At 54.1% G+C, this 11,658-nt stretch carries 11 protein-coding genes; 4 read left to right on the top strand and 7 right to left on the bottom strand.

Going from position 1 to position 11,658, the window contains the following annotated elements; all coding sequences use genetic code 11:
- Positions 1 to 7: 7 nt before the first annotated feature.
- Genes HCR76_RS11605 through HCR76_RS11595 form a run of 3 tightly spaced genes read right to left on the bottom strand, consistent with a single transcriptional unit; the run spans position 8 to position 3,589 of the window.
- The gene (locus HCR76_RS11605) at positions 8 to 1,399 is read right to left on the bottom strand and encodes an O-antigen ligase family protein (RefSeq protein WP_166990471.1); all 1,392 of its coding nucleotides are present in this window, start codon (positions 1,397 to 1,399) and stop codon (positions 8 to 10) included.
- 7 nt (positions 1,400 to 1,406) lie between these two features.
- Complete coding sequence (locus HCR76_RS11600; protein WP_166990468.1) at positions 1,407 to 2,579, bottom strand: glycosyltransferase; 1,173 nt, start codon at positions 2,577 to 2,579, stop codon at positions 1,407 to 1,409.
- Positions 2,576 to 3,589, bottom strand: a complete 1,014-nt coding sequence (locus HCR76_RS11595) for a Stealth CR1 domain-containing protein (protein ID WP_166990465.1) — start codon at positions 3,587 to 3,589, stop codon at positions 2,576 to 2,578. Before HCR76_RS11595 ends, HCR76_RS11600 begins: the two co-directional genes overlap by 4 nt.
- Before the next feature lie 103 nt (positions 3,590 to 3,692).
- Here HCR76_RS11595 and HCR76_RS11590 point away from each other — a divergent pair, with 103 nt between their 5' ends.
- Positions 3,693 to 4,820, top strand: coding sequence for a glycosyltransferase (locus tag HCR76_RS11590; protein ID WP_166990462.1), 1,128 nt, complete (start codon positions 3,693 to 3,695; stop codon positions 4,818 to 4,820).
- On the opposite strand, the gene HCR76_RS11585 is transcribed toward HCR76_RS11590, so the two are convergent.
- From HCR76_RS11585 to HCR76_RS11575, 3 genes are all read right to left on the bottom strand, one after another.
- Positions 4,817 to 5,716: a nucleotidyltransferase family protein gene (locus HCR76_RS11585; protein ID WP_166990459.1), complete on the bottom strand. Its 900-nt coding sequence runs from the start codon at positions 5,714 to 5,716 to the stop codon at positions 4,817 to 4,819. The two genes, HCR76_RS11590 and HCR76_RS11585, sit on opposite strands and share 4 nt — an antisense overlap.
- 295 nt (positions 5,717 to 6,011) lie before the next feature.
- The gene (locus tag HCR76_RS11580) at positions 6,012 to 6,578 is read right to left on the bottom strand and encodes an arsenate reductase/protein-tyrosine-phosphatase family protein (RefSeq protein ID WP_280529499.1); all 567 of its coding nucleotides are present in this window, start codon (positions 6,576 to 6,578) and stop codon (positions 6,012 to 6,014) included.
- Positions 6,579 to 6,591: 13 nt separating this feature from the next.
- Complete coding sequence (locus HCR76_RS11575; RefSeq protein ID WP_166990454.1) at positions 6,592 to 8,046, bottom strand: tyrosine-protein kinase domain-containing protein; 1,455 nt, start codon at positions 8,044 to 8,046, stop codon at positions 6,592 to 6,594.
- Positions 8,047 to 8,154: 108 nt separating this feature from the next.
- On the opposite strand from HCR76_RS11575, the gene lepB reads away from it, so the two are divergent.
- The 3 genes from lepB to HCR76_RS11560 all read left to right on the top strand — a co-directional run bounded on the left by lepB (position 8,155) and on the right by HCR76_RS11560 (position 10,629).
- Positions 8,155 to 8,877, top strand: coding sequence for a signal peptidase I (gene lepB / locus HCR76_RS17700; RefSeq protein ID WP_166990451.1), 723 nt, complete (start codon positions 8,155 to 8,157; stop codon positions 8,875 to 8,877).
- 197 nt (positions 8,878 to 9,074) lie between these two features.
- Positions 9,075 to 9,962: an AraC family transcriptional regulator gene (locus HCR76_RS11565; protein WP_280529483.1), complete on the top strand. Its 888-nt coding sequence runs from the start codon at positions 9,075 to 9,077 to the stop codon at positions 9,960 to 9,962.
- A 151-nt stretch (positions 9,963 to 10,113) separates the two neighbouring features.
- Positions 10,114 to 10,629, top strand: coding sequence for a hypothetical protein (locus HCR76_RS11560; RefSeq protein WP_166990445.1), 516 nt, complete (start codon positions 10,114 to 10,116; stop codon positions 10,627 to 10,629).
- A gap of 56 nt (positions 10,630 to 10,685) precedes the next feature.
- On the opposite strand, the gene HCR76_RS11555 is transcribed toward HCR76_RS11560, so the two are convergent.
- Entirely contained in the window at positions 10,686 to 11,654 is a 969-nt protein-coding gene (locus HCR76_RS11555; RefSeq protein ID WP_166990442.1) for a MauE/DoxX family redox-associated membrane protein, read from the bottom strand.
- Between the last annotated feature and the right edge of the window lie 4 nt (positions 11,655 to 11,658).

Genomic DNA, 11,658 nt, shown 5'->3' with positions numbered 1-11,658 from the left:
TCACGACTTAGCGGTCTTCTTCGAGAGGTACGTCACGCCAGGAAAGGAATCCCGGAAAGAACGAAGACGGGGTTCGTGAGCGGTGTACTTTTGTGTCGACGCCGAGGTGCGAGGGAATGGGGTTAAGGACGAACGCAAGAACGAACGAGAAAAAAGGAAGAGTGTTCGGCGAACCGTAAAACGATGTATTGTCATACATTCCGTGCATAACCATCCAGATCAGCGCAGCCGCGACAAAGGCTACAGGCCGCGCATTACTCAGAGAGCCAGCATAACGAATATGAAGTAGGAGTCTCACTATTGCGTACAGGCACAAGGCAATAATGATGATCACTGCAACGAGTCCAGAGTCAGTCCACGTCTCTAGGATGAAATTATGAGGAGGAAAGCCAGGCGACATCCGTAAAGAGTCGGCCGGTCCGGCCCAATAACGTGCCCAACCGCCCCACCCGAGTCCAAGAATTGGTGAATCCGCTAAAGCTCTAATGGCGTATTTCCAGAGGACGAGCCGTGATGCAGACGCCGTCTCCGATGCCTCCGTGAAGTCATCAGTCGTTGCGAGTACATAAAGCGCGACGATGCTCAGGCCCCCGAGTAGCCCAATGCCAAACATAAATCGGCCCGCTGAACTTCCACGACTGAGGATGGCTGGACTGACGAGGGCCACAGCAAAGGTGAGGACACTGAGTATGACTGCAGTCTTCGAGAAAGTGAATAGTGCTCCGGCGATAAGGAAGAACCCGAGCACCCAGTACCGCGCCCTTTTGTATTTCACCGCCACTGCGAATACAAGCATCGCAGCAACACCTAGGTACATCGACGCGCGATTACCATTGACAAAGAACAGTCCTCCGGACTTGAAGGGGTCCGTAACGTTGTTCGGAAGGTCCGTATAGAGGCGAGAGGCCGCATCGCCCATGAACAGTTCCGCAAGTGGAGATCGCAGATACTGCTCCTCAAGGGAAGGGTCTATGAGAAAGAGGATTGTCGCTGCGGCCTGGAGAATCAATATCGGCGATACCGAAGCCATGATAAGCCGAAGCGTCGCATATAAATCTCTGCTGTTTGCCATGAACGCCGCTGTGCACGCGATTATGCCGAAAGTAGAAAATATGACGACGGCATACGGAGGGCTTGCCGGCGACCAGAAAACTGCTACGAGCTGCGCCGTCATCAACAAAATGAGGAGTATTCCTGGCGCAGAGAATACCACGCGGATGAAGTTCCCCCCTGCCTTAAGGAACCCTCCGGCCGCCCAAACGGAACCCGCTGGTGCTGCGGGGCTCATGGGCTGAAAGCTCACTGAGGAAAGCGCTGTGGTGATTGCCACATGCCACGACCGTGGCAAGACAAAAGATAACAGGAACGAGATCGTGAGGAGGACGAGGACGTTCGTCATTTTACTATCACCTTACGTCCCGATGTGTACCTGCGGATTGCACGATGCTGTAGGTTTCGGAAAGATCATGACGGTACGTTGATAGTAAGAATCTGTCTGGATCAAGCACTTGATTTTCCTCTGTTTGCTCAAGTGCAGCACTGACGGCGCGAAGTAATGAGCCCGCTGATTCTGGGTCATAGAGGTTGTAGCCTGACGTAAGTCTCGCCATCTCGGCGCACCCCCCGATGTTGGGCGCCACGATCCTCAAGCCATGAAGAGCACCTTCGATGATTGCAAGTGGAGCGTTCTCGAGCCATTGCGAGGGATAAATAAGCACGTTATAGCTACTTAGCCTCGCAAAGAGCTCGCTTCTCTTAACAGGGCCAAAATAGCGGCAGCTGCTTGCATACGTCTCGCACAGCTCCATTACCTTGTTGGTATCTGAACCTGCGCCGAAAACGTCTACTCCAATTCCATTTTCTAAGAGAATCCTGAGCGCATCCAGCACACCCTTCTCAGGTTCGATCCGGCCAAAGTATGTGACTGAATTCAGATGCGGATCAGAGCTCTGCGTCGTCTGCCGATCTTGTAGCGCGGCATCGGAGCTGGGTACGGGATTTCGAATGACGGTGACGCCCGTGGGCACCTGGAACTCCTCGAGGACACTTCGCATGAATTCGCTTGGCGCAACGATGAGATCCAAGACGTGATCAAGTCGGAGAAACTTGTACGCGATCAGCCACTGCGTGACTTTGAGAGCCGAATATAGTGGCGACCTCGAGTCAAATCGCCATAAATTTCGAAGGACGGGGCTTGAAGGTGTGACGTTTCGCGGCTTGTCATGTCTGAATATCTGCAAGCCGCTGTTTGGAGACACGAGATGGTAGTCGTGAGCTGTGTACACGACCTTGACACCGTGCGACTTTCGATGCTGTCGAAGAGCCTGAAGGATGCTAGGGGAAAGGGCATGATAATAGTTGTGCAGATGGACAATGTCCGGCTTGAACTGGCGTAGAACTTGCTGCATTCGGTTGTACGACTTCCAGGACCAAACGTAACTCAATGCGTTTCTGCGTCCATTCGCAGTGAGCGTCTCGACACGATGTCCAAGGGCGCGCGAAGAAGCAATGGTGTCCTGGAAGACGCTCTCAGCACCACCGCCCGTCTCATAGTCCGAGACGTGAAGAACGCGAGTCATCCATTATCCATTTCGAAGCTCGACTGTGTTGGGAATCGTCTCGCCAGTGCGCCAAGGATCTGGTTCCGATCGGAAGCGAACGAACTAGATTCCCCATCGTTTATGCAGATAATCGGGATTCGTCCTTCAGCGATACTCCGTGTCATTTTTTGGACGGAAGACTGACCGATCTGGAAGTAGCGACCATATCGCGTTGGCGAAACCGGCGTGAATTGACCTGTGCAAATATCCCAATAAGTAAAGAGATACGGGTTCAGATCTGTAAATTGGCGGAATCGTGAATTCGCCGTCTCCTCAAGAAGCAGGTGCTCAACGTCCCAGACTTTGCGCATAGTGGATTTCCGCAGTGCCTGTGGCAGATGTGAGATGTGAAAACCCGTAAATTTTGGCCACGGTAACAACGCGACATTCTGAAATATTTTCACTCCGTACGTTGGGTTCAGCCATTTAAATGGCGACCGGAGAATTACTCGCTTCTTGTCGAAATGATTGTTAATAACCCGAATATTGTTGAGAATCGCGTGCGAGATGTTGTCGCCGATGGAAAGTGCATTGCTGATAGCCATCGCAGCAGGCTTTTGCTTTGGAAAGAAGTGTTCCTTGCCAATCTTCCGCGTTATGTATGTGTCGTCATTAACATAAATGAAGTTTTCACTGAGGTCAGGAATCTTGTGGAGATGTACCTCGATCGCGCGTGAATTGAACGTGGGCAAAAAGCCTTCAGGAATAAAGTCGCGATGGTGGACTACTCGCAACTTTGGATGTTCCTTGTTGACCCAGACAGGAACAGGGTTCACCGTTACAAAATGGATGTATCTTGCCCATGAACAGTTCTGTTCGAGAGCTCTGAAGAAATACCGAAGCGCACCCCAATCTCTGTATCGCTCGGGAGTATTTCGCTCGACGTCTTGGCTTGTTCCACCGCGAATACGATCCCTATCGTTTCGCCAACTTGCGTCGGAATCATCCACCCACGTGACGACAACATCGACGGGGTCGGCTGGCTTCATGTAAATCTCACATTCCATGCTGCTGATGCGCAGCCGTGTACATGGGTGGCTATTCATATGATTGTAGTATTCGTCACGCAATCACTGAGAGGAACCGCAGAACATGGGCGTCATTTCGCGTCGCGTACTGATTTGGCGCTGGGGATGGCTCGGTGGTTCCGAGACATTCATCCGGAACCAGATAGCGAATTTCAACGATTGGGAAGCAATCCCCGTTGGTGCAGTCAAGATCGACTCTGACGTGTCATCCTCGGGCGATCGCATCTTGTATTCGGCGTCCAAGCTCGATTCTCTTCGTAAACGTATACTGCAGTACTTTGGACTTTCCAGTCGTCTTGCCGAGGTGATACGTGAGACGCGGCCCTCAATTATCCACGCCCATTTCGCGTATGACGCAGCTCGAGTTAGTCGAGCTGCTCGAAAGCTTGGAATTCCGCTAGTTGTTACCCTGCATGGATCTGACGTATCGACGCACCCGTGGGGGAGAGGTATTCGTGCGCGCTCGAAGCGCCGACGGTTGAAGACCATGTTTAACCGAGCTAGTTCAGTAATCGCAGTGTCCGAATTCATTAAAGAGTATGCATTGCGGCTCGGAGCGTCCGAGGGGAAGATCACGATCATTCCAACCGGCATCCCAATCTCTGACATCACCTCGGGTGACGATAACTCTATCGAATGGGACGTAGTGTACGTGGGGCGTTTGGAGGAGACTAAAGGGGTTCAAGATCTCTTTTACGCAGTGTCTCAGTTGGAACGTGACATCAAGATTATTGTTGTCGGGGACGGTAGCTACCGAAAATCACTCGAGATGCTTGCTGAGGAACTCAATCTAACCGTTAATTTCGTCGGTTTTCAGCCCCCTGAATCAGTATTGCACTTCATCTGCCGCTCTCAGGTCTTCTGTGGCCCATCCAGGCGTCCTGAGGGATTATCCATGGTTTCTATCGAAGCTGCGCTGTGTAGTTTACCGGTCGTTTCATACGACCACGGAGGCGTGAGAGAGGTTGTGGAGAACGGCGTGACCGGGCTCCTTGTCCCTCCGTTTGAAGTCGGTGCCCTGGGAGACGCTATACAGCGACTTCTGGATGACCAGGAACTGAGAAAGACGATGGGTAGCGCATCTAGAAGGCTGGCGCTAGAACAGTTCGACGTGAGGTTGAGATCCGCCGAAGTTGAGGCCCTATACGAGCGAGTCGTTCGTGGACAAGGTGCTAGACCTCGGGAGAATTAGGTTGAGATGTTTGCAAAGGCGCGCGGAAAATTTTTGACGCCCTTTGCGAGTCGTAGCAGTCGGTAGCGAGAGGCTTCCTTCGTTGTAATCTTGCGGCGCATCTCGCGCTCGATTTCTTGTCGAGTTGGATAGAGCGCACGCCATAAGATCTCAGGACGGTTGCGGAAGGGGGCGCTCCGAAAAGCATAGAGCCACGCTCCGGTAGACCCATTGTCGTGGGTGAGCGTATAGATCTTCCAGCGGTACTTTGCCTCATCGGTCGTTTCCTGCTCTGGCGTGTCGATTCCGAGATCGGAAAGTGTCCGCTTGACTACGTAGAGTGCCTGGAGGTCCTCAGCGGCCTTTGCAACACCGCGTGTGTCTTCTGCATCAAGGTGACTAATTGCGTTGCAAATCGCTTCGAGTTCAGAGCGATGGAGCGGCGAGTCTGGGTGGCGTAGCGTGTGAAGTAACCCGATTACTGTGCAGACTTCGCGACTAGGAATTTCTATCGGGGTAGATGCGATGTTGTGCTTCGAGCGACTTGACCAAATGTAGTCGAATGCTTGGTCAGGCCGCGCAAAGCTACCAGGAAAGAACCAATGAAGGTCGATGTCGCATGGCCATTGGTCATGAATGAGTGTCCGTGAATGATCTGGAAGGATCCTCGCGGTGACGCGTTCGTACCGCTCTGTCCATCCATACTCGCTCAGCGCATCGATAAGGGCGTCTAACGACTGTGGATCCACCCACACGTCTGCATCTGCGTAAGTTCGCTCGGCACGGAGCCCATAGTGAGACATCGTGAAGCCTTTGATCGACAGCGCGCGGAAGCCCCGTTCGTGCGCAACAAACGCAACAAGTGCATGTGCAAACGCAACGGCGTCTTGTCTTGAGAAGTACTCCACCTCTGTCATTCGCGGGCCACAGCTTCGACGAGGCATAGATTCACGAGATCGTTGATCAGGTCAACTACGGAGGGCGCAATCGTGGTGTGCGCAGCGCCCGTGACACTGCAAACGTTCACGACCACGTGCTCGACCGTTTCCAGGCCGGTGATTGATCTCCAGATCGTTAGGGCAGAATCACGAAACACCAGTGGAGAAGTTTGTCCTGTCCGAGCCAGGTTCAACGCAAGAACGTACTCTCCGCGATCAACTACAGCCACCTGTTCTGGTATGCGAATGACGTCCTTCAAGCTAATGGCCATAGCTAACTCTCGCGGAAATTGTTGATGATCTCGGCGCAAAGAAGAGATATTTTCTCGCCTACTCGTGCGTGCACCTCTAGGCTTTTCAGATACGGGTCTTCAATATCGTCTTCATTCGTCAAGCGCACTTCTGAGCGGCGCTGGGCGAAGGTACCCACAATCGTTGTTAGGTTGCCAGCCGTGACTGGGGCGGCTTCCTCACTGCATAACGCTGCGAATTCTGCGAGCGTGAATGTTTTTCGGAGTGCGCGCGGATGCATCTGAACAAGCATGTCGCGTTGGCTCTTCGTCATCGTGAGCAAAACAGACGATCCGGCGACTATCAGGCCATCTATTTGCCTGCCCGAGTGCGGAGCAGTTGTGCAACCGAGTCGCTCCGCTACCGCAGCTGCTTGAGAGTCCATTGTGTGTCCGACTAAAGCTCTCAGACCTGCGCTCTCCACTTTAAAGTCTGGCGGAGCAAGTGATTCCCGCAACAATCGTTCGGCGAGTGGGGATCTGCAGATGTTCCCCTCGCAGACAGTGGTTATTACGAACGTGTCAGAAACGTCACCATTCCTGGGATTCAACAAGCCCAGCAACTTAGCTCCTCACGCGTGCTTTGCGTCGTGTGCGCGATTGGCCGTCAACACTGGTGGTCGGAGCGACAGGATCGTTGGTTCCATAATAACCAGAATACTTGTATCCGTAGTAGCTGGAATTTGGCCCAGTGCGGGGGACTCGATTGAGGACTATTCCCATGGGCTTGGCGTTAACGCGATCCAGATTCTGAAGAGCCTTGCCAAGCGCATCAGTCGTTGTCTTGCCACTGCTCGCAACGACAACGACGCCATCTGTCTGTTTTGCAAGGACCGCAGCGTCCGTGACGGGAATCAGTGGTGGCGCATCGACAAGCACGAAGGCATGACGAGAGAGTTCATCGAGGACGCTTTTCATAGCAGCGGACCCAAGTAACTCGCTCGGGTTCGGCGGATGTTTTCCGGCTCCAAGAATAAAGAAGTTGCCAGATTCTCCCCACGGCTGCAGGACATCGCTCAATTCGGCGTTGCCCGCTAATACGTCGGTAAGGCCAATTCCCTCGATGAGGTTAAAAGTCTTGGCGACTGTCGGTCGACGAAGATCGGCATCGACAAGTACGACCCGTTGCCCTGAAGCTGCAATCGTTAGTGCGAGATTTACGCTAATCGTAGATTTGCCGTCTCCGGGGAGCGGGCTTGATACGACGACCACTTTTGGCGGTTTATCGACGTTTATGAATTGAAGGTTCGTTCTGAGTTCGCGCATCGATTCTGCGACAGCGCTGAACGTTGCTCGCGAGTTGTAGCTATTTCTCTCGTCTGCTTGACCGATTCGTTCATTCTCATCGAACGATTTGTCAACAGGGACGGTCCCGATTGCTGGAATTGCGAACTCGCGCTCTATTTGCTCTACATTCCGAACGCGACGATCAAGCATGTCTCGCAACGTGGCATATGCCAGACCAGCAACGAGGCCGCCGAGCAGGCCAAGGAGAAGTGATAACTTGACATTCGGCGAAGACGGAGCGGCAGGTAAAGCCGCAGACTCTGTAACGCGGAGGGTCATTGCGTCTTCGGAACCTCCAGACTGCTCTTTACCTTCAGCAGCGAGGCCATCGAGCCACGCGGTTGCTAGGTCGCGGGCTGCTTCTGGTGTGGGGCCCTCTGCGGTGACCTTAATAACGGGGGTGTCTACGGGATTCTCCACGCTAATTCTCGAGACGAGCTGCTCGGGCGAATTGGCAAGACCGAGAGAACTGATGGCAGACTCCGCCACTGTGCGTGTGGTCGCCCATTGCATGTACGACTTCACCTTTGATTTGGCGAGATTCTCATAGAGCAGTGCCGTACTAGCGTCATCACTTGGTTTGCTTGAGGAGACAGTCCCCGTCGCATCAGCTTCAAACACTTTGTGCTGTGTCAAGGTCCACCCATAGGCAAGTAACCCGCCGAGTGCTACCCCAATCAGGATCGCAATCCAGTGTGTACGCAGAATGCGGATTAAATGTGAAAGCTCCATCTGGCCCCTTTTGGCTCTAGCGCAATGAGTCTATGTTAACGAAACGTGGTCGCGATTGTTTGCTGAACAAGACGATGGGGAATTAACGCTGGCGCTAACGTTAGGGACATGGGTTCCCTGTGCGCCAACGAGAATGAAAAGTCTGTCGGGTTGTTTAGACGAATTGTCGGGTCGTTCTGGTTTAACCTGTTGGCCGCATTCTTCGTCCTGGCAGTGATGCAGCTATTTGTCGTCAAGCTCTATTCTGTTCCGTCGGGCTCAATGGAGAATACATTGGAGATAGGTGACAAAGTCCTTGTGAGTCGTCTTGCGTATATAGGGTCGGAACCAACGGTCGGAGACGTCGTCGTGTTCGACGCCTCAGCTACATGGGACGAATCTCGTGAACGCCCGACGAATCCAATCGAGTACGCGGTGAAATGGCTCGGTGGGCTCATTGGGGTTGGGCCATCGCTTGATCACACGCTCGTCAAACGGGTGGTCGCCGGCCCAGGCCAGACCATTGCTTGCTGTGGTGATACTGGACAGATGCTTGTCGATGGTGAGCCCCTTGAAGAACCGTATGTCGTGAACGACTTCTTGTTTGTTCCAGGGCAAGTCGACTGTTCGACGGAGCCTATGTCACGGCGATGTGTTGACGAGTTCACGGTGCCCGCAGAACAGTACGTCGTGCTAGGAGATAGCCGAGCGAACTCATCGGATTCGCTGATTGAGTGTCGAGGTTCTTCCGCGTCCGATAACTGTGTGCGAACAGTTCAGCGCTCAGACATTGTTGGAAAGCTCTTCACAGTGGTGTGGCCGATAGGAAATCTTGGTGCTCCGGCTGGCTAGCGTTCTCGTTGCTTGTGGGTGTTTATCTCTGCTGTTCGTGGAGGAATCTGGCGATCACGCTGAATCACAGCGACGCGTCCAAGATCGTGGTTGAACATACAGATTGGCTGGCTTGAGCGTTCGCTAGTGTATTACCGGGGGTCTACGGTGAAGCGATCACCGAGTGAGTCAGAGTAACTGCGGAGGTAGCCCCAGAGATGGCGATCGAGAGCACGTACCTAGGTGCCACTGGCTTAGACGAGCTGTCAGTTTATGGAGTTAGCTCTCCCGTTCCAAAGGCATTCTCTTGGAGATCGCTTCGATGGGAGTTTGGCGATGTGAGCGTCATGCGCGTGAACGCGCGCCTCTTCGATGTTGAGGGCCCAGCTCATATCGGGGCTGAAGATCTTGGGTGCTTCTTCCTCGAGGGTGGTCACGCGATTGTTCACGATGAGTCACGAATCCCGGTTGGCCCTCGCGGCTGTCTCATCATGCCTTTCGGCCAGGAGTTTCGCATCTCAGTCCCGGCCGAAGCTACATTTTTGCTGGTGCGTTTTCCCCTGTCATTGCTCGATGGAATGCTCCCCGAGAAGCCGCATAAACCTGTCACCGTTGATGCGCAAAAAATACTGGCGCGAGCTAGTCATTCTTTCGCGCGAGAAGTCACTTCAGGCGGGATGCGATCGGGCACTGCGGTTGAGACGTACGCGATTGGTCAGCTTCTCGCAGAGATGATTGGCGGAGTGCTGCTCGACACACAGGCCGGCTTTGACGGCGAATCAATCGGAGACGGGTCAATTCGTGACCGAGCACGAGCCATCATTGCTCAAAGCTATTCCGATCCGATGCTTTCCTCGCGCATCGTCGCCGTCGAATCCCAAGTGTCCCTTCGACGGCTTCAAGCGGCCTTCACCAGTCACGGCAAGACTGTCAGCGACGTGATTCGAGCGCATCGAGTCGAAGCGGCTGAAGCGCTACTAGGCTCGCACCGTTACAACATCCTCAGTCTCGAAGACGTTGCTCAGCGCGCCGGGTTCAGATCGGGCGTCAACATGCGGCGTGCATTCAAACAATTGGGCAAGCGAAGCCCGTCCGAGTATCGCTAGCTGCAATCGTGCCTCGCACGGGGGGCGCTTGTGGACTAAAAACGTTTGGGGTTGGACGTTATGCGCAGAAGTCTGAACTTTCGCTGTCACCGAGGTCTCCCGCTTACTACCGTCAGTATCGGTCTTAATACAGCACGTCAGAAGGGACGACATGACTGAAATCAATGAGGGAACCAATCGCGGACTTTCGCGTCGCACTATGGTCAAGGGCGCCGCTTGGTCCGTGCCGGTAATTGCAGTTGCTGCAGCGACACCTGCCGCCGCAGCAAGCGAGGACACAGTCGTCAATGGCTTCCAGGTTGCCGGAACCTGTGGGCTTCTCGGTACTTTGGGTGCAGGCTTCACGGTCGCCGCTGGTGATACAGAGATTCCTGCCGGCACGCAGATCACAATTGTCACCGACGCGACGATCGCAAATGTCAACGTTGTTTCGCTCTCCGGGCAAGGGCTTGCGAACGTAGATCTACTGAGCGAGGACACTGTCGCCATTACGCTCACTGAGGCGATCCCTGCGAACGGTCAGATGAACGTTCAATGGTTGCTTAGCATTGGCCTTCTCACGGATACAACTGCCACCTTGACATTGCCTGCCGGGTACACAGCAGGCACCGGCACCAAGCCTCAAGGTACGCTGTCGCAGACCGCAATTATTTGCAACGCTAGTTAACCTATCGCGGTTGTAATTGGGGTGACACGCAGTTCGCGGGTCGCCCCAATTGCATACTATGCAGGTGCCGCCTGTCTTGCGAGAAGGTCGATTTCGTGGACACCGTATGCAGGACCGGCAACGTGGTCGGCAATTAGGATTGCTGAAGGAACTCCGCGAATTCCCGAAGTCGAGACGAGCGCCCGATATCCCCAAACGGTACGAGTCTCAAAGTCTGGATAGTCGTTGAGGAACTGCGACCTCGGAGTTGAGGTGGCAAGTATCACTGTGGCTCGATGTCCTAGGATTTCGATCCATTCAGGTACTTTGTCGGTCACCAACTTGCATGCAGTGCAGCCTGACTTCACGAGAATCAGGAGCACGGGGGATTCCTCGGCGAGAGAGGCTAGTCGCTTGACGTCTCCGTTCCAATCGACGACCTCGACGTCTGGAATGGGCCACGTGCTCCCGAGTTTGTGCTCAGTGGCCGGGCCAAAGGGCGATTGGGCCGTAGTCGGATCGCTCAGCGATACAAGGATCGCGACGGCTATTCCAAGGGCCGAGAGGACTAGCGCGGCGACGAGCCACTCTTGCGAAGATGCGGACAGCTGTGGGAACCGTACAAGGACCCCGGTCGTTCCGGTGAGACCCACCGAGGCGAACAACGCTAGGAGGGTCAGTGCAACGTTTCTGACGATTGTTGCGGCGCCGATCGGTGAACGTGACAGGGAGCCGAAACAGTTGCACATGACCGGTTCTGGTCGACGTGCGGCAATGATCACGATGCAGAGATAGACGTCGAAGAGCAGGGCCGTAACCCATATCACAGGCAAGAACAGTGGGGCCGGCGCAACCAAAACCGCAGCACCGAGGAGAATCTCACAAACCGGAAACGCCGTGGCGAAGATATCGGTCCGAAGGAAGCGTGGGATAGGTAGGTCATCGAGTGAGGCACGCGTCGCGCGCGAGTCGCGCAACTTGAGAACTCCACTCGCGACAAGAACGACTGCCAACGCTAGTGGGACGAGAACGAGTACTTCACTCATAGGA

Origin of the sequence: Paramicrobacterium chengjingii (assembly GCF_011751765.2) — a bacterium.
Taxonomy (GTDB): Bacteria; Actinomycetota; Actinomycetes; order Actinomycetales; family Microbacteriaceae; genus Paramicrobacterium; species Paramicrobacterium chengjingii.
Note: the sequence above shows the minus strand (reverse complement) of the source record. Positions and strands in the feature narration are given on the sequence as shown.